The sequence below is a fragment of the Vibrio sp. 2-Bac 85 genome, assembly GCF_037546705.1.
Taxonomy (GTDB): Bacteria; Pseudomonadota; Gammaproteobacteria; order Enterobacterales; family Psychromonadaceae; genus Psychromonas.
Genome location: NZ_JALAAB010000018.1, coordinates 68665 through 87345, shown reverse-complemented (window position 1 = coordinate 87345; position 18681 = coordinate 68665). Strand labels below are relative to the sequence as shown.

The window sequence follows — 18681 nt, the reverse complement described above, 5'->3', positions numbered from 1 at the left end:
TTTATCGTATTTTTCTAGCCCTTTTTTATAGTTCTTTTTTCTAGCCCTTTTATATAGCTCTTTTTTATAATATTAAGATTAAGTACGAAAACGTAAATTATCACTGGATAGCTGATCCACTGCGGTTTTTCCCATTAATTTCATATCACGCTCTAATTCTGCTCGCATTAATCCTAATGCCCTTTCAACCCCAGGTTGCCCAGCGGCTGCAAGCGGGTATAAATACATTCGACCAATACCTACTGCCTTTGCACCGAGTGATAATGCTTTTAATACATGTGTCCCACGCTGTACACCACTATCAAAAATAACATCAATTTCATCACCGACCTCTGCCACTATTTCAGCAAGCTGATCGAAGGAGCTTCGAGAACCATCTAATTGACGTCCGCCATGGTTAGAAATCACAATACCCGTGCAGCCAATCTCCACCGCTTTTCTCGCATCTTCTCGGCTCATGATCCCTTTTAAACAAAACTCTCCATCCCAAAATTTAACCATTTCAGCAACATCATCCCAATTCATCGAAGGATCCAACATATTAGTAAAATAATCACCAATAGAGGTCGCACCGGAGCCCATATCAACATGCTGTTCTAGTTGCGGTAATTTAAAAGGTTCATGGGTCACATAATTAATTCCCCACATTGGTTTGAGCACAAACTGCAACATGCCGCGTAGGTTCAATTTAAATGGAATTGAAAATCCAGTACGCAAATCACGCTCACGATTGCCGCCAGTAATTGAATCGACGGTTAGCATCATCACCTGTACTCCCGCGGTTTTTGCACGTTCCATCATTGCTTTATTTAATGCTCGGTCTTTGTGGAAATAAAATTGATAGACTTGAGGAGTATTGGTTTGCTTTGCAATTTCTTCCATACTTACCGTACCCAGCGAAGATACACCAAACATAGTGCCATATTTTTCTGCAGCCGCAGCGACTGCTCGTTCACCTTGGTGATGAAATAAACGCTGTAATGCCGTTGGAGAACAATAAACAGGCATATCTAATTTTTGTCCCATCACGGTGACCGATAAATCAACATCTTTAACACCGGCCAATACACTAGGTATTAAATCACAATCTTCAAAGGCTGCAGTATTACGTCGATAGGTTGTTTCATCGTCGGCACCACCGTCGATGTAATTAAAAATAGGGCTAGGTAAACGTTTTTTCGCCAAGGTACGAAAATCTTGAAAGTTATGGCAATCCTTTAATCTCATTACGATCTTCCTTATCTTTTTAATTTTTTGTGAATAGGATCTTGTGACCCACTATAGTCCTTGATTGATTTCTAATAAATACAACATAAAATAATAAACTCTTTCCTAAAACGGCCTAATAAATTGAATTCAGCAGATTTAACACTTTTTGCCTATGTTGCAGATACCGGATCGTTCAGTAAAGCAGCACTGCAAGCAGACTTATCAACCCCCGCCTTAAGTAAAAGAATTACTAAATTAGAGCGTTCTCTGGGAGTGCAGCTTATTCACCGCACTACGCGTCGCTTAAGCTTAACCGAAGCGGGGGAAAATCTTTATATTCACGCTAAAAGTATAGAGGGCCAAGTCAGTGATGCCATTGCTTCTGTCTCAGCTTTTAGCCAAGGTTTAAACGGGCATATAAAAATATCTGTCCCCACTATTTCCGGAGAACTACTGCTCTCTGAAGCTATTGCTGATTTTTGTCAGAAATACCCTAACATCAGCGTGGATATGCGCCTTGAAAATAACTTCGTTAACCTCGTTGAAGAAGGTTTAGATCTAGCCGTTCGAACCGGTAAGTTGGAAGACTCAAGTTTAATCGCAAAGCCATTAATCAAATCTAACTGGGTACTATGCTGTTCGCCAAGCTACACAGATAAATATGGTGAAGTCACTACCATTGATGCGCTCAAAAAACACAATTGCCTTGCTTATACCTATCAAGCTCAAGGTTCATTTGATTGGCGATTCACAAAAGAAGGTATTGAAGAAACGGTTCGAATTAGCGGCAGCTTAGCGACCAACAATGCACAAGCCTTACGTAAAGCAGCCTTAGCTGGGTTTGGTATTGTTTATGTGCCCTGTTGTTGTGTTTATGAAGATTTACAAAAAGGCACATTGATTAAAATTTTGCCTGATTTTACTCCCAGACAACTCGGCGTTTATGCCATCTACCCTTTCACTAAGCACTTACCTGAAAAACTAAGGCTACTTATTGCACACATTAAACAAGCTTACCAGGATAAAAAAGAGTATTTTTAAACGCTAACTCCATATTTAAAAGCCAAATCGTAATTGATTTTAATGGCTAGCCATTATTAAGCATGTTCGATAAATGTGATGAACGCTTGCCCCCTAGTTCGCTTGATTGGCTTTCGATATGGTGCATCAGTAGGTTATTGATATTGCTTGAGAACAAACTATCTCTTAGCGCTTAACACGAGGTCACTAAAAGATAGTTTCTATTGGAATATTGGTTACAGCTTATGCCTGTCGAGCAGTTAGTTAACGTTATTTTTTATTAATGCTTTTTTATTAATACTTTTTTATTAATAATGCTTTTTCATTCGTAATGCCACATTAACCAATGCAATTAATACGGGCACTTCAATTAAAGGGCCAATGACACCTGCAAAAGCTTGATCAGAACTGATCCCAAATACAGCAATCGAGACAGCAATCGCCAATTCAAAGTTATTACCCGTTGCGGTATAAGCGATAGAGGCATTTTTATCGTATTCAATCCCCATCTTTTTACCAATAAAAAAGCTAATAAAAAACATCAAAACGAAATAGATAGTTAACGGGATAGCAATGCGCAATACATCTAAGGGTAACTCAATAATCATTTCACCTTTTAAACTAAACATCAGCACGATCGTACACAGCAAAGCAATCAGTGTAATAGGCGAAATACGAGGAATGTACGTATTATTGTACCAATCTTCCCCTTTCACTTTTACTAATACCTCTCGGCCAAGAAACCCAGCTAAAAAAGGCACACCAAGATAAATGAATACGCTATGGGCAATATCCAACATCGATATATCAACCATCATACCGGTGTAACCAAACACAGGAGGTAACACCGTAATGAATAACCATGCCATAAAGCTATACGTCACAATTTGAAATAGACTATTTAATGCAACCAATGCGGCACCATACTCTTTATTTCCGCCGCCGATATCATTCCACACCAAGACCATGGCAATACAACGTGCAATACCGATTAAGATAATACCGACCATGTAACCTGGGTGATCGCCCAAAAAGGTCAATGCTAAGGCAAACATTAAAATAGGTCCGACTAACCAGTTCATTATTAATGATAAAGTAATCGCTTGTTTGTCTTTTGTAACCTTACCTAACAGCCGATAATTTACCTTTGCCAGTGGCGGGTACATCATTAAAATGAGCCCGATCGCTAATGGAATATTAGTGCTACCAACGGACATTTCTTCGTTTAATGTCGCTATCTGCGGGAATAAAAAACCGATAGCAACACCAATTGCCATGGCAACAAATATCCATAGTGTTAAAAATCGATCTAAAAAGCTCAGTTTTGCAATCGGAGTATCGATGCTTATATTCTTATTCATGGTGATGCCCTTGTTAAAAGTAATTGCTCAAATTTGGTTTAAAATTTTTCACAACTATCCGCCTTAGTTTATCTATTCTTACTTTATCTATACTTACCTTATCTATATAGCTCAGCAAATAGAGTTGAAAAAAGCTCGAATTGTTTTTTATTAATGCGGTAACACATTTTTGGTGGCATCGCCTCCGCAGTAATAAATTCGGCTTTTTTTAGAATCCGCAAATGTTCTGATACCGTTGATTGCGCCAGACCAAGTTCAGACACTAAGTCGCTATTTAAGCATCCTCCTGACTTCTCAAGCGCAACCAAAATACTCAGTATTCGCAACCGTGCAGGATGTGCAAGTGCTTTTGCTTGAGCAGCCAGTTGTTGTTCATTAGCTAACTGCAGCTCATTAGCCTGTAAAAGTTGTTTATCTACAACGATACATTTTGTATTCATAAAGCCTCTATATAGTTAATCGTCGATTAACGATTAATATACTAGGATCATTTTAGAAATAAAGCGCTTTAGAGGGTAAAAATAATTTTAAAAAAATTACACTCCTACTATTGAAAACAATTTTTAGTGTCCCTAAATATATAAATGTAATGCGATGACACGTTAAAAACACCGCATCGCTTATTGTTTTATTTTGTTTAACCTCAAATCTGGTTAATAAAAGTGGAATTATATTTAAAATCATAAGGCTATATTTTTTGGCTATACAGTGCCGCTAGTTTTGCGCAGTTGACAGTTCAAGGCTAATTATTGAAGCAATAACTGGTTATTGATAGAGTGTTTAACGAAGAAATCCGCGGAAATAACGGTGTTGTATCGCTTTGCTTATCCAGAACTGAGGTTATTTACTCTAAGGAGAACTTATTATGAATACAATTGATTTAACTCCCCTTTATCGTAACAGCGTTGGCTTTGACCGTTTAGCATCATTGATTGATAATGCATTAACTTCAGAAACAAAAGCAACTGGTTACCCTCCTTACAACATCGAAATACTCGGTGAAAATAAATACACCATTTCACTTACGGTACCAGGATTTACACAAGAGGAACTGGATATTCAAGTTGAAAAAGGAGTCTTAAGTGTTTCTGGTAATAGGCAAAACACTGATAATAACCGTAAATACTTGCACCAAGGCATTCCAAATCAAGCGTTCGAACGTAAATTCAACTTAGCAGATTATGTTGAAGTGACAGGTGCAGATCTCTCCAATGGTTTATTGAATATAAACTTAGTCAAAGAGATTCCAGAAACCATGAAGCCGAAGAAGATATCCATTAATCAAATGAATAAATCATTAACACACCAGAAAGAAGAAAAGGTAATTAATGATAACAGTAAAGATAAAGTCGCTTAAATAGCATGTGTTTATGTAAACTATAAACACATCGAGTGAACGTTAATATATTTAAAAGAGGTAGTGAACACTGCCTCTTTAATCTTCGCTTCTTTTAGCTACAAAGTACGGAGATCTCCAAATCTACAAGATTGTTTTTATAAATGTTATTTTATTGCAGTGAACACATTGATATTTAGATTCATTTCTATGGCTTAAATATTTCTCTTTCAAAGTTCGGCGAGTTTTCATAAGGGGGAGTTCTTTTTTGCAAAATTCACATGTACGCATGACTATCCTGTATTTATTAATAAAAACCAAACTGTAATTAAATTACATTTTACAGCAAGATATTGATAAATAACAAACTTACTTTCACTTACTAAGCTCCATTTAGTTTAAAAATTACTGAATACATGAAATTTGGTAGGCATCTAACGAATCACACCTATTTTTTAAAACCCCAAGAGTAAAAAGTTTTAGACAAAAACTGATTTATTGGTCAAAGTTAATACATTTTGATCACCTTGTATGGAAGCTATTTATAGTATAGTTAATCAACTATGAAACAATTACAGCATAACTTTCATCATTAAATAGCCTTGATGCTTACAATCTAAAACAATCTCAATATAGGAAAATAAATATGAACGAATCTAATGAATTGTTACCTCTTATCTTCTCGCTTCTTGCCGGTGGTCTTATTGGCTTTGTTATTTATCATATAACACTTGGGAAAAGCAAAGCTTCTGAACAACAAAAAGAGCTTGATAAAAACAAAATAGAATTAGAAAAATACAAAGCACAAGTAAATGATCACTTTAATGAGAGTGCAGAACTAATGGGACAAGTAGCGAATAGCTACCAAGCCCTTTACAATCATATGGCAGGCCAATCAGAGTCATTATTAGGTGACACCGCAACAACTCACTTTCCATTATTAAAAACATCAGATGATACTGATCAAGAAAAATTGGTCACGCCAGAAAGTAGTGAATCGGAAGAAGTTGAAACAACGGTAACTGAAGTTAAAACAGAGGAAGCTGAAACAACTGTAACTGACGTTAAATCTGAAGAAGATGAAACAACTGTAACTGACGTTAAATCTGAAGAAGATGAAGCAACTGTAAATGAAGTTAAAACAGAAGAAGCTGAAACAACCGTAACTGAAGTTAAATTAGAAGAAGATGAAGTAACCGTAACTGAAGTTAAAAAAGAAGAAGCTGAACCCACTGCAACTGAAGTTAAAAAAGAAGAAGCAGAAACAACTGTAAATGAAGTAAAAAAAGAAGAAACAAAATAAAATTCATAAGAATACAGGCTATATAGTCGTAATTATGATCCTGTAAATAATTACGACTATATAGCCTGTTCCCGTCCTGAAATCTGCATAATTATCTTTTTTAGAGCGCATTTAAATATTGGTCAAAAGGTTTAAGTGTGCAGCCTTTTCTTCAGCAAGTAATACTTGGGATTGCCGAGATTGCATCAAAACCAGCTATCTCCGCGCATTTAAAACTGCATCATTTATAGGGTTTAAAAGATAGTTTGGAGCTGAATAATACTCAAAGTTAATGGCTGTCCTCGATTTTATACCCGACTTTCCACTTTTGTCTACCTCTTCAGTTTTTTTGTTCAATAAAATTAAATTTGTGTCTTATTCTGGATAACTTTAAGAATTAGCTATCTTTATTTTGCCCTTTCTTTATTTTGGTCTATATTACTTTAGTAGTAGTATTTAATTCTTTTCTTTCAAATACTAATCACTATCACTCAATATAAAATAATGAATTTTATAAGTAATTTTATAAAAAAATAACTGGAGAACATAATGTTTAAATCGCTATCTAGAATAGTACCAATCATATTTTTTACGTGCTTAAGTTTTAATGTGTCAGCAACAAACTTAGATGCACAAATTGCTGATTATAAAAAAATTACGGAGTCCATTATTCAATCGGTAGTATCTGGTGATGTTGATGTACCAACCATGATTGCTGATAATAAGAAATTAATTGCAATCGGCGTTGAATTAAGTAAAGCCTACCAAGAAAAGTATCCGCAAAGCCAAAAGATGATGCAGGCAATTATTGATAATGCAGATTCTATGCAGACTTTGTCTTTAGAGAGTATTGAAGAGCAGTGGCATGATAACGGTATATTTACTGAAGGCAAATACAAAACTGACTTTGATATTGATGATGAAGATGTAGAAGATTTCCATAACCCTAAAGGTGCTGTTGTACATCCAGCAACTGCAATTATAGCTATTCAAATGTGGGAAAAAGATAAGAATGAAGAACATTTGACTCTTATAAAAGAAGAGTTACAAGAAGTACTTCATCACCTTCAACTTATGAAAGACTCACTTCAATAAATAGGTAATAAATATAGGCCAAATAGAGCACATGTATTGTGCTCTACTAAATTCGATCTAATCAATAAAAGAGATAGAAAATAATGCAAAAGAAATTCCTGTTCGCAATAGTATCTCAATTAATATTGATCGTTTCGCTAGTTGGTCTTAGCCTCTACGAGTTAACAACAATAAATCAAAGGCTTGATACTCAAAATAATTTAATTGTTCCTTTTTCTGATGCAAGTAATTCTGTCAGTCGTGGTGTCGAGATGGTTACTAGTGCTACACAGCGCTCTTTCTTGTCAAATGATCCTGACGAAATGAAAGTATTAAGTGTTCAATTACAAACAGGCTTAAAACTTTTAGCAGAGGGTTCTAAAAGCCTTCGAGATCCTAAATTTATAGAACTACATTCCGCAAAGGTTGAGGGTAGTGAAAATACTTCCTTAACTAATAATGATGAAGTGACGTCAGAATTATTAACAATTAAATTATTAGTTGACTCATTAGATGAAACTTTAAAAGCATATAATAATACTGCTTCGCATAGTTTAGAGTTAGTAAAAGAAAGTTATGAACGAACCCAGAGAATTAAAAAATCAAAAACTCTATTTGATAAGAATGTAAGAAAAACATTACCACTTTATTTAGAACTTGATACCTCAAAACAAAAAAAAGAATTTGGTTATTATATTCGAGGTGCTAATGCTCTGTTGTTTGCAAGTGATGAATTAACATTAAGAAATGTTGCTGGGCTTAAGTTCCATAGAGGTATTAACTTTTTAATCGAACATTTTAAAGATAATAAAAAAACACTTACTCAATTAAAAAATCTGAGTAAAGATTTTGACCTTATTTATGATGATAGTCGGATACTTTTGACTGCTTCCGTCGATCGAGTATATTCAAGTAAGTTGGGTGATAAACTTGCAATAAAGGCAAATCGCCTTGCCTTTGAATCTAATAAATTAGGTAAGCAATATATTTTAAACTCTCAAGCGGAAGCAAAAAAATTCTCGCTTTACTTGGGAGGTTTTGCCTTATTAACAATAATATTATCAGCTATTATATTACAAATATTAATGCGGAAAATTACAAAACCTATTGTTGCGATGACTGAAAGTTTAAAAATTATCGCTTCGGGAGACTTAAGTATTCGTGTTGAAAACCACACCAATGATGAGGTAGGCACTGCAATAAAGGCAGTAAATGAGATGGTGAGTGGGCTTGAAGAAAAAGCAAAACTTGCCAGTTGTATTGCTGATGGCGATCTAACCATTAATGCACCTTTAGCTTCTGAGAAAGACTCATTAGGTTTAGCTCTCAAGTCAATGACAGAAAGTTTGAATGATACTTTACATCAAGTCAGTATTTCAGCCATTGAAGTGAATGACGGTTCCCAACATATTTTGAGTTCTAGCCAATCCCTTTCTCAAGGTGCTTTAGAAACGGTATCTAGCATTAAAGAAATATCTAATCAGATTGATGAGACTGAAGCAAAAACAAAAACTAATGCTGAACATGCAGATAAAGCAAATAGCCTAATTTTAACGGCTAAAAATGCCGCAACTGGCAGTATGGAGCAAATGGCCCTTTTAGCCACTTCAATGGCAGATATTGACGATTCGAGTAAAGAAATAGCCGAAATCATTAAAATTATAAATGGCATTTCCTCCCAAACCAACTTACTAGCATTAAATGCAGCTATTGAAGCAGCAAGAGCCGGTGAACATGGTCGAGGTTTTGCCGTTGTGGCTGATGAGGTTAGGACACTTGCCGCACGAAGCTCTAAAGCAGCAATTCAAACTGAGGCTTTGATTGAAAAATCTAATTCTAATGTAAAAAAAGGAATTATAATTTCTAATGAAGCAGCTGAAATACTGAATCACATTGCGGAAATCATCAGTCAAGTAACGGTATTAATTGGCGACATTTCCAGTGCTAGCCATACCCAAAAAGCAAGCCTTACCCAGATAAGTAGTGAGTTAGAATCAATTAATACTATTTCACAGAATAATTCAGAAGAGTCTCTGCAGGTTACAACTTCCTCTGAGAAGCTATCTCAACAATCTATACTTTTACAACAATTATTAGAACAGTTCAAGCTTGTGAAAATATAATGATTTTAAAAATATCGAAGACACCTATATCTATTAAAAGCTTCTTTGTTCACCCCGCCAACGTGCTACTAAGACAAGCTTAGAATAGAGCTGACACCAACGTTCACAAACTTACTCATTACTCAGCTTTTCGTTGTGCCGTTCATTCACATGCAATACTAAATGATAATGGTTAGGTACTTAACATTATCTAAAAGGGGCATAAGCACGACGAACACAACGTGAAACACAGTGATAATAAGGTGTACCTGATAACGATACTTAAGATTGGCGACACTGAGTCATAACAACTACCGGTTCGCATGTAAAAGCTACATAACTAAAAGATAGAAAAGTCATTATGAGTCATCAAATATTATGGCTGTCCCAAACTTTGATTAGATGTATTGTTCTTTCGCCATGTTTTAAAAGGCCTAAGCGGCCTTTTAAAATATTTGTATCATCGTTTTTTTGCCTCCCACGTTAATGGATTGATTTCACCATTTTCATAGATAGGTAGTTTTAAAGGTGCATCAGTTGGCAGGAATTGATCCCAAGTCCTGTTTAGACCACACACTCCATACTTTCTTACTTTTTTAACTTCATCACTATTAATAACATCCGTTAAAATAAAGTCAGAAACACCGGGTGATTTAGCCCTAATGTTACCTTCTGGGTCAATAATGATACTTTCACCGGTACCCGCTGGAGCTGCCGCATTGACACTCGCGATATAGACTTGATTTGTTATTGCTTGCGCCTGTAACAAGATCAATTCTTTACTTCGATCACAAGTAGATGTTTGAACTAAATTAATAATTAAGTCAGCCCCCATCCATGACAATTGGCGTACCACTTCAGGAAACCAAATATCATAACAAACACAAATACCGACTCGACCAAAACCAGGAATATCAAACACATTTAACTCTTTACCTGGTGTAAAAGGTTCATAAGGACGCCATGGAAAACATTTACGATAGCTAGTAACTAACTCCCCTTCCGGTGAATAAACAACAGCCGTACAATAAATATCATCGCCTTCACCTTTCTCAATCACTGTGCCAGGAATTAACCAAATCTCATTTTCTTTCGCTATTTTGGCAAGTCGCTGCCCTCTCGGTCCATCTAATGGTTCAGCTGCATCGTAATACATTTTTTTGCGTGGTAAACTAGGACATCCATTCATTTAAAATTTACAAATAACGTTGATCATTAATGGCAATAAATTGAATCGCTAACAAAAAGATACTGGTTGATAATAAAAAATTATAATTAATCGAAATTGAAGTAAATAATAGCTTTTTCAGATATGACTGATTTTAACGGCCGCTAATTAGTGTGTTTGTTATGTTTTTAATAGAAAAATAGACTAGTTAATGCAGCCGTAATTGGTTTTTACTGGCTATCCAACGCTTGCCAGTATTACCAGCATAAGCTGCTAACGCTTCTAAAGAGCCCACCGCACCGTGATAATCTTTTCCAAAACTACTTGCTAGTGATAACCAAGTATCATTATCTAAACCAAGTGTGGAGAGTATTCTTGGACGTTTGCTTGAAATCACACCGCGTTTATCTTCTCTAATGATACGACCACTCCAATCCACTAACTCAATATAATCTAATAATGAAAATGGAATACCTTGAGTTGATTGTTCATTTTCGTCACCTACGAAACCAAATAAAAGTTTTTTAGTAAAAGCGTATTCTAGTCGCTTTTCTTGTTGCTTAGCGACACCATGAATGCGCTCATAAGCAGAGGTATATTCTGATGTTTCAACGCTAGCAGCCATTTTGGCGCGAATTGGATTTAGGTCGACATAAGCCATACAGGTTAATAATGCATCTTCATCCAATAAAGCTTGAGACTTAAAACGTCCTTCCCAGAAACGGCCTGAACATTCATCTTCTTTATTCGCTTTACGTGCAATGAATTCATTTAAACAGCGCATAAACCATGAAATATCAGCTAATCGTCCTCTCCAACTATCAATAATAGATAATGCAGCTTTATTTTCGGCTTCTGAGGTGGTTTGCTCGGATTGCCAACGCTCAACTAATACAGGTTTTGAATAGAGCTGACACCAACGCTCACAAACTTCTTCAGGCGTTAAGCTTTCATTATGTTGCTCATCTATGTGCAATACGAGGTGATAATGGTTGGACATGATAGCGTAAGCGCAGATATCAATATTAAAAAGAGAAGCGAGGTAATGCATTCGCTCAACAACCCACTGACGGCGATGTTCAAAGGATTTTTCGGTGTATTTATCTTCACCACACAAGTAAGCTCTGCGAACACAACGCGAAATACAATGATAATAAGGCGTATCTGATAGCGAGACTTGAGACTGCCGAGATTGAGTCATAATAAACTACCTCCTAAATTCAAAATAAGCATTTATAAAAGATAGTTTTAAAATTTAAATCAGTCAAAGTTTATGGCTGTCCAGCTTTAGTTTTTTAAAAGCGGCTTATTTATTAGACCCTTTTTATCACGCTATCAACAATGGAATTCAAAGAGGTATACATTGCATTTTTGACTTAGCACCAGATCAATTTAAACAAACAAGTTATTTTTATGAGTATTATCAAGAGACAACTCTAATTGATGAGTTTTGTTTATTTTCACACATCAATCACAATACAACATTAACCGCCTGTTTTGGAAGAGATAAAAAAAGTGGGATACGGTTCGGTAAAACTGAACTAAAAAAAATAAAATCTTATGAGAATGTATTATCCACTTTATGTGAACAGCACTGGAGAAGCTATCAACCTAAAGAGGGAAAAAATATTGTTTTACCTCCTGTCAAACATCGATTAAGAACCATAATGAAAGATCAGCATAGTATCTCTCTTAGCCCTCGCCAAACAGAAGTCGCACTTTATATATTACAAGGTCATTCTTCTATATCGATTGCTCTTAACCTCAACATCAGTAAAGAAACTGTTAAGGTATTTCGTAAACAGCTTTATTCCAAATGTAGCATTAGCTCACAAGCAGAATTATTTGCTTTATTAATGCCTATTTTGTCGATGTTATAGTGAAGGTAATATTTATTTAAAAAATTGTGAAACATAATATACTTCTATTTTCGGAAGAAGCGACGAACACAACGTGAAATACAGTGATAATAAGGTGTATTTGATAACGACACTTGAGATTGGCGAGACTGAGTCATAACAACTACCTCTTCAGATTAAGCACTTCTCATTTGAAGAGGTAGCTGTTTTATATTCAATATACTCAAACATATCAGATTCACGATCACAAACGCTTATGATATTGTCCATGACATTTGGATATCGGATACTAATTTATTCCTACTAGCGTTGCCATTTAGAACATTATTTCATTTATTACTTACATCGTTATCAGTACCAAAATTTGCCTCTTTTCTGCACCAATGATGTTATGCGCCTAAGCCAATAATACGCTCTGTTCCTGCATTCACCATCAGGACAATGTTAGCTCCGGTAGCAATGAATTCAAACCAACGGTAGTAATGTTATCAGCATCAACTTATCATTGCGAAAAATGCGGTATGTTCCTTCACTTCAATCTAATTAATTTTAGTATAAGTGTCAGAGTCTGGCACAGTGTAGTGGTCAAGTAAATCTGGCCACGGATTTGTAGTCATTCCAATATAACTCTTCTGCTCTATTTGGACTTATTCTACCGTTATGTTGATGAGGCCTGGTTTGACTGTAATACCCAACAATGTAATCGGTTATCGCATGCTTAGCATCATCGATATTTGAGTAACCTATTTTAGGTGCCCATTCTGTCTTTAAGCTTCTAAAGAAACGCTCCATTGGTGCGTTATCCCAGCAGTTCCCTCTACAACTCATGCTCTGCTGGATCTTGAAACGCCGCAACAATTGGCGGTACTTTCTGCTTGTATAATGACAGCCTTGATCGGAATGAAACATGATGCCCTTAGGTTGACCACGTAATTCAAATGCCATTTTTAAAGCGTTACCAGTTAGTTCTGTATTAGGAGAAGATGAAATAGACCAGCCAATCGGTTTTCTTGAAAATAGATCAAGTACAACGGCTAAATATGACTAACGTTTTCCAGTCCAAATGTAAGTTACATCACTACACCAAACTTGGTTAGGTCCAAGTACATTAAACTCCCTGCTAATGTATTTGGAATACAGATATGCTCAGCAGTAGACTTTTTATATGAATGCTTACCAAGTTGACAACTAACTAAACTAAGCTGCTTCATCAGTCTACTTGCACGATAACGGGTTAACTCAAGCCCATTGTTTGTTGCAATACTAGCAATCGTTCTAGCACCTGCTGAACCATTACTGAGCTTATGTATTGAACGAACTTCACTATGCAACTTTACGGTTTCTGGTGATATCTTCCGATCTCGATTAATCCAATATTTATAACTACTACGATGCACTGAAAACACGTTACATAGTAGCTTGACTGAGTGGCTCTCTCGTAACTTCTTAACTAACGAATACTGTTCAGGGAGTCTGACATTAAGAGAGCGGTAGCCTTTTTTAATATGGTTTTCTCTTCTTCAATACGCGCTATTTTCTTTTCTAACTCTCTAATTTTAAGCTGATCAGGTATCATTGGCGTGGCTTTAGGGGCCACACCTTTACGCTCTTCTTTGAGTTGGCGAACCCACTTATCCATGGTGGACTTACCAACATTCATTGCGGTTGCAGCTTCTTTTACTGAGTAACCTTGATCAACAACTAATTGAGATGATTATAATCGAAACTCTGGAGTGAAATTACGCTTGCCTGCTCTCTTCATTTTGTCACCTATTTAATGAGTGAGGTGAATAATATCACCTCTAACTAGGTGGCCAAAATCACTGTACCACTACACAGGGAGCCTTACGAAGTTGCTTATCAGGGGTAAAATGCAGGGAGTCAGCAGCTCTATCGTATTATTCCTATAACTAAATGGTACTACCTCTAATATATTTGCTCCCTATGAGTGGTTACAAATAAATATTAATTGATTTTATTGTTATTATTCCATTACGAATTTTTAATCAGGTATAATTTGAATAAAACGACGTTTATATTAAGTTAAATTATAAATTTATTCTATTTTGATATTTGCATGAAAAAGAGGTTTTATATTTATATGGAAAGTAAAAAGTCACCACTATTTATTATCGGCATTACTCGTTCAGGAACTACAATATCTCATGATATGGTTATGAAAGCATGTCCAGAAGCTATAGATTTAACTTCTGACGATGATTTTGAATGTCGTAATTTTTGGCAAGCTTTTGGTTTAACAATCGGGTCTCGAAGAACAGGAAGTCTTTGTGAATGCGCGACGAAAGATGATATAAATACGGCCTCCAAAAAAGAAATTCAAAACTATGTATCTTTACGCCATGCACAAGGAGGTATAATCACAAAAAACCCTCATTTATTGAATAAAATTAGTTATGTTGCAAACACCTTACCTGATGCAAAATTTATTTTAATAGTACGTGATATTATGGGTGTAGTTGCTAGTGAAAAAGTAGGATTTAATCATGCATATAAAGGTGATGAAGACTCTCTGCCTTTTGTCCATTATTGGCCAGATACTAATCTTCCATGTTGGAGTTATATTCAATGTGACCACAAAGAAAATCAGATAACAGAGCCTAGTATTTTAGTTAAAGTGAAGTCAATGGTAAAAAAAGTAATTGTTAATTTAAAAAACAAATCATTAAAAGAGCCAGGAAAAGTATTTAGCCATCAGAAATTTAGTGAATTTTCAAAATCACACCCAGATAAAACCCGCTATTACCCAGGCGATGGGTTTCACAGAATTCCAGAATCCTGGATAACTCTTAATTTAAATGCAATAAATCAACTTAAAGAATTAGAAAGCTCACGTTGGATGACTATTGCTTATAATGATTTAGTGGATGATACCAAGGGTGTTGTTAGCAAAATACTTACTTTTTCTGGATATGAAGCACCTGAATTAGAAGCATTACCTGAACAACTCAATAAGGCTTCTGCAGATAAATGGCGAAAAAATCTATCAGAAGAAGAGCAAAATATTGTAAGAGCTGTTATTAAAAATAATAGCGAAGCTTTTGATACAATATGTAATATTGTTGGTTCCAACATGCTTGCTGATTAATCCCACACTTAATTTTGTAAAAATATTGGATATACACACAATCTGTACATCCAATATTTAGACTTCATGAATGTATTTCCATTACAGCTATAGTTCTGCCCCTGAATAAGGATTAAATTTCACTTGTAAAAACTCAGAGGCCCTCACAAAAATAATAATCTATCGACCGAAATAAATATTTGATAAAACACGTTTTCTTTTCCCTGCATTAGCTTACAAAGAATGATGTAAGTTAATCCACCTGTTTCTTTGAGTTCTTTGTAGGTATAGGTATCTTCTAACCAAAAGAAAGTAAAGTCGCCGACAGGGCGAAACCACTGCGAATAAACATCAAATAGCCCGGATGAGCGCAGACGAACCAACACCCCCCCATCCCCAAAAAAACATAAAAAAAGGAGATAACATCACTATCACTAGCAACATCACCTCCCTTTCTATAAAGAGAAAACTAAATCAAAGAAGATTAACCTTCTTTAGATTCTTCTTTCTCAACTTTAGCTTCTTTAACAACAGCAATATTCAACTCTGCAAGCGCTGCTGGATTAGCAAAACCCGGTGCATTGGTTAATGGACATGCAGCAGAAGCAGTTTTCGGGAATGCAATCACTTCACGAATTGAGCTAGTACCTGTCATTAACATTACTAAACGGTCTAAACCAAATGCTAAACCTGCATGTGGTGGAGCACCAAATTGTAATGCCTCTAATAGGAAACCAAATTTATCCTGTGCTTCTTCATCAGAGATATTTAGGATACGGAAGATAGCTGCTTGCATATCTTGTTTGTGAATACGAACAGAACCACCGCCTAACTCACAACCATTTAATACCATGTCATAAGCATTAGAAATTGCGCCTACTGGACTTGCTTCTAATTCTTCTGCCGTCATATTCATTGGAGCAGTGAATGGGTGATGTAATGGTGTTAATGCACCGTCTTCAAGTGGTTCAAACATTGGGAATTCGATAACCCAAAGTGGTTTCCACTCATCTTTAATTAAACCAAGATCTTCAGCTACTTTAAGACGTAATGCACCAATTGCTTCAGCCACAATGTTTGCTTTGTCTGCGCCAAACATAATGATATCGCCATCTTGTGCGTTAGTACGTTTAAGTAACTCTGCGACGATTTCTTCGTTTAAGAATTTAGCGATTGGTGATTGAACACCTTCAAGCCCTTTCGCCGCTTCGTTGACTTTCATCCATGCTAACCCTTTAGCACCGTAGATAGTCACAAATTTACCGTATTCGTCGATATTTTTACGAGACAGTTTTGCGCCGCCAGGTACACAGATAACAGCTACTCGGCTATCGGCATCATTAGCTGGACCTGAGAATACGTTGAATTCAACGTCTTTTAATAAATCTGCAACATCAACTAATTCAAAATCGATACGTAGATCTGGTTTATCACTACCAAAACGACGCATTGCTTCTGCATAGGTCATTTTAGGGAATGCGCCTAAATCAACATCTAGCATTTTTTCAAAAAGCTTAACGATCATCTCTTCCGTTTTAGCCATCACTTGATCGCCAGTCATGAAAGAAGTTTCGATATCTATTTGTGTAAATTCAGGCTGACGGTCAGCACGTAAATCTTCATCACGGAAACATTTAACGATTTGGTAGTATTTATCCATACCAGACATCATTAACAGTTGTTTAAATAACTGAGGAGATTGTGGTAATGCAAAAAATTGACCTTTATGTGTACGGCTTGGTACTAAATAGTCACGCGCACCTTCTGGTGTTGCTTTAGTTAGAATAGGTGTTTCAACATCTAAGAAACCATTATCATCTAAGAAACGACGCACAAAGCTACTTACTTTAGAACGGAATACCATACGCTCAGCCATTTCAGGGCGACGTAAATCTAAATAACGGTAACGTAAACGTTGTTCTTCAGAGTTCTTTTGATTGCTATCAAGTGGAGATGGCTCAGAGCGATTTAATATTTCTAGTTCAAGACCACGAATTTCAATGCCACCCGTTGTCATGTCTTTATTTATTTGACCTTCAGGACGAGCACGCACCTGGCCTTTCATTTGTACACAAAATTCATTACGTGCAGTAGCAGCGATTGCCGTTGCTTCTGGTGTATCACCATCAAAGAAAACTTGTACAATACCTTCACGGTCACGAATATCTAGGAATGTTACACCACCTAAATCGCGCTGCTTGTTTACCCAACCTACTAACTCAACTTCTTGACCAATGTTTTCCTCGGTCACTTCACCACAATACATAGTGCGCATTATCGATTCCTGTTTTAAATACGTTACAAAATAATTGCCGCTATTATAAAAGAAAACCACTGAGAGTCATATGCTTAAATAAAAAAATGACCCTGCAACACAATTTAAGTAAAATGCGCAGCAATACTCAATGAGTCACATTATTAAACCTTAAATAATTAGGTCCCCTTATGAGCCAAACCGACAATATTTTCAGCAAACCCTTAGATAAAGTAGAGAGTTTTAGTTTTGATCAACAGGTGGTACAAGTATTCCCTGACATGATCAAACGCTCGGTGCCGGGTTATGAAAACATTATTAATAGTATTGCGATGATCACTCAACGTTGTGCCATCGATAATTCCAACCTATATGACTTAGGGTGTTCATTAGGCGCAGCCACTTTATCGATGCGACGTGGCCTGAGCGATAAAAATGGCTGTAGAATCATTTCAGTTGATAACTCATTGGCGATGGTGGAATCTTGTCAGCAACATATTCATGCCTATAAATCCGATATTCCGGTGACCGTGTTGCAGGATGATATTTGTAATATCAAGATTGAAAATGCTTCGGTAGTTGTACTTAACTTTACATTACAGTTTTTAACGCCCGAAAAACGCTTATCTTTATTAACCAGTATTTATGAAGGTTTATTACCCGGTGGAGTTTTGATCCTATCAGAGAAGTTTATTTTTGAAGATGCTAAAAGCCACCAGCTATTAATTGATTTACATTTAGACTTTAAACGCAGCCAAGGTTATAGCGAACTAGAAATAAGCCAAAAACGCTCATCATTAGATAACGTGTTAATTTCAGATACCGTTGAACAACATTATCAACGTTTAACAGCAGCGGGCTTTAAGCATAATAACCTTTGGTATCAATGTTTTAATTTTGGCTCCATCATCAGCATTAAAGATTAAAGGTT

Annotated in this window: 15 protein-coding genes and 1 pseudogene; 8 read left to right on the top strand and 8 right to left on the bottom strand. The window is 36.0% G+C overall.

Annotation, left to right across the window (positions count from 1 at the left end; translation table 11 throughout):
- Positions 1-78 precede the first annotated feature (78 nt).
- Positions 79-1227, bottom strand: a complete 1149-nt coding sequence (locus MT390_RS16465) for an alpha-hydroxy acid oxidase (RefSeq protein ID WP_499442181.1) — start codon at positions 1225-1227, stop codon at positions 79-81.
- Between the two features lie 123 nt (positions 1228-1350).
- Here MT390_RS16465 and MT390_RS16460 point away from each other — a divergent pair, with 123 nt between their 5' ends.
- Positions 1351-2250: a LysR family transcriptional regulator gene (locus tag MT390_RS16460; protein ID WP_499442179.1), complete on the top strand. Its 900-nt coding sequence runs from the start codon at positions 1351-1353 to the stop codon at positions 2248-2250.
- Positions 2251-2537: 287 nt separating this feature from the next.
- Here MT390_RS16460 and arsB read toward each other — a convergent pair whose 3' ends face one another.
- Both arsB and MT390_RS16450 read right to left on the bottom strand, forming a co-directional pair.
- On the bottom strand, positions 2538-3590 hold the full coding sequence (gene arsB, locus MT390_RS16455; protein ID WP_499442177.1) for an ACR3 family arsenite efflux transporter: 1053 nt from the start codon (positions 3588-3590) through the stop codon (positions 2538-2540).
- Between the two features lie 98 nt (positions 3591-3688).
- On the bottom strand, positions 3689-4030 hold the full coding sequence (locus tag MT390_RS16450; protein WP_166369557.1) for an ArsR/SmtB family transcription factor: 342 nt from the start codon (positions 4028-4030) through the stop codon (positions 3689-3691).
- A 425-nt stretch (positions 4031-4455) separates the two neighbouring features.
- On the opposite strand from MT390_RS16450, the gene MT390_RS16445 reads away from it, so the two are divergent.
- The 4 genes from MT390_RS16445 to MT390_RS16430 all read left to right on the top strand — a co-directional run bounded on the left by MT390_RS16445 (position 4456) and on the right by MT390_RS16430 (position 9405).
- Complete coding sequence (locus MT390_RS16445; protein WP_499442175.1) at positions 4456-4947, top strand: Hsp20 family protein; 492 nt, start codon at positions 4456-4458, stop codon at positions 4945-4947.
- Between the two features lie 625 nt (positions 4948-5572).
- On the top strand, positions 5573-6229 hold the full coding sequence (locus tag MT390_RS16440; RefSeq protein ID WP_499442173.1) for a Z-ring associated ZapG family protein: 657 nt from the start codon (positions 5573-5575) through the stop codon (positions 6227-6229).
- A gap of 528 nt (positions 6230-6757) precedes the next feature.
- Complete coding sequence (locus tag MT390_RS16435; protein WP_499442171.1) at positions 6758-7303, top strand: hypothetical protein; 546 nt, start codon at positions 6758-6760, stop codon at positions 7301-7303.
- 83 nt (positions 7304-7386) lie between these two features.
- Positions 7387-9405, top strand: a complete 2019-nt coding sequence (locus MT390_RS16430) for a methyl-accepting chemotaxis protein (RefSeq protein ID WP_499442169.1) — start codon at positions 7387-7389, stop codon at positions 9403-9405.
- A gap of 439 nt (positions 9406-9844) precedes the next feature.
- Here the strand turns inward: MT390_RS16430 and MT390_RS16425 are convergent, their stop codons facing one another.
- Together MT390_RS16425 and MT390_RS16420 are read right to left on the bottom strand one after the other, a co-directional pair.
- Entirely contained in the window at positions 9845-10573 is a 729-nt protein-coding gene (locus MT390_RS16425; protein ID WP_499442167.1) for a carbon-nitrogen hydrolase family protein, read from the bottom strand.
- Positions 10574-10760: 187 nt separating this feature from the next.
- A complete protein-coding gene (locus tag MT390_RS16420) occupies positions 10761-11753 on the bottom strand; it encodes a transposase (RefSeq protein WP_499442165.1) in 993 nt (330 codons plus the stop codon).
- 466 nt (positions 11754-12219) lie between these two features.
- Here MT390_RS16420 and MT390_RS16415 point away from each other — a divergent pair, with 466 nt between their 5' ends.
- Entirely contained in the window at positions 12220-12432 is a 213-nt protein-coding gene (locus tag MT390_RS16415; protein WP_240923761.1) for a helix-turn-helix domain-containing protein, read from the top strand.
- Positions 12433-12996: 564 nt separating this feature from the next.
- Here MT390_RS16415 and MT390_RS16410 read toward each other — a convergent pair.
- Positions 12997-14173: pseudogene (locus tag MT390_RS16410) on the bottom strand (IS3 family transposase).
- Positions 14174-14512: 339 nt separating this feature from the next.
- Here MT390_RS16410 and MT390_RS16405 point away from each other — a divergent pair.
- The gene (locus MT390_RS16405) at positions 14513-15517 is read left to right on the top strand and encodes a sulfotransferase (RefSeq protein WP_166373155.1); all 1005 of its coding nucleotides are present in this window, start codon (positions 14513-14515) and stop codon (positions 15515-15517) included.
- Positions 15518-15660: 143 nt separating this feature from the next.
- Here MT390_RS16405 and MT390_RS16400 read toward each other — a convergent pair whose 3' ends face one another.
- Entirely contained in the window at positions 15661-15882 is a 222-nt protein-coding gene (locus MT390_RS16400) for a hypothetical protein (protein WP_166373154.1), read from the bottom strand.
- A 98-nt stretch (positions 15883-15980) separates the two neighbouring features.
- Positions 15981-17771: an aspartate--tRNA ligase gene (gene aspS, locus MT390_RS16395; RefSeq protein WP_499442163.1), complete on the bottom strand. Its 1791-nt coding sequence runs from the start codon at positions 17769-17771 to the stop codon at positions 15981-15983.
- A gap of 170 nt (positions 17772-17941) precedes the next feature.
- Here aspS and cmoA point away from each other — a divergent pair, with 170 nt between their 5' ends.
- Positions 17942-18676, top strand: a complete 735-nt coding sequence (cmoA, locus tag MT390_RS16390; RefSeq protein WP_499442162.1) for a carboxy-S-adenosyl-L-methionine synthase CmoA — start codon at positions 17942-17944, stop codon at positions 18674-18676.
- The last annotated feature ends 5 nt before the right edge of the window (positions 18677-18681 follow it).

Bases quoted from the DNA above. Each gene is read 5' to 3' on its own strand.
- MT390_RS16465 (WP_499442181.1), bottom strand. From the start codon at position 1,227: ATGAGATTAAAGGATTGCCATAACTTTCAAGATTTTCGTACCTTGGCG.
- MT390_RS16415 (WP_240923761.1), top strand. From the start codon at position 12,220: ATGAAAGATCAGCATAGTATCTCTCTTAGCCCTCGCCAAACAGAAGTC.
- arsB (WP_499442177.1), bottom strand. From the start codon at position 3,590: ATGAATAAGAATATAAGCATCGATACTCCGATTGCAAAACTGAGCTTT.
- MT390_RS16405 (WP_166373155.1), top strand. From the start codon at position 14,513: ATGGAAAGTAAAAAGTCACCACTATTTATTATCGGCATTACTCGTTCA.
- cmoA (WP_499442162.1), top strand. From the start codon at position 17,942: ATGAGCCAAACCGACAATATTTTCAGCAAACCCTTAGATAAAGTAGAG.
- MT390_RS16425 (WP_499442167.1), bottom strand. From the start codon at position 10,573: ATGAATGGATGTCCTAGTTTACCACGCAAAAAAATGTATTACGATGCA.
- MT390_RS16440 (WP_499442173.1), top strand. From the start codon at position 5,573: ATGAACGAATCTAATGAATTGTTACCTCTTATCTTCTCGCTTCTTGCC.
- MT390_RS16435 (WP_499442171.1), top strand. From the start codon at position 6,758: ATGTTTAAATCGCTATCTAGAATAGTACCAATCATATTTTTTACGTGC.
- aspS (WP_499442163.1), bottom strand. From the start codon at position 17,771: ATGCGCACTATGTATTGTGGTGAAGTGACCGAGGAAAACATTGGTCAA.
- MT390_RS16450 (WP_166369557.1), bottom strand. From the start codon at position 4,030: ATGAATACAAAATGTATCGTTGTAGATAAACAACTTTTACAGGCTAAT.
- MT390_RS16445 (WP_499442175.1), top strand. From the start codon at position 4,456: ATGAATACAATTGATTTAACTCCCCTTTATCGTAACAGCGTTGGCTTT.
- MT390_RS16420 (WP_499442165.1), bottom strand. From the start codon at position 11,753: ATGACTCAATCTCGGCAGTCTCAAGTCTCGCTATCAGATACGCCTTAT.
- MT390_RS16430 (WP_499442169.1), top strand. From the start codon at position 7,387: ATGCAAAAGAAATTCCTGTTCGCAATAGTATCTCAATTAATATTGATC.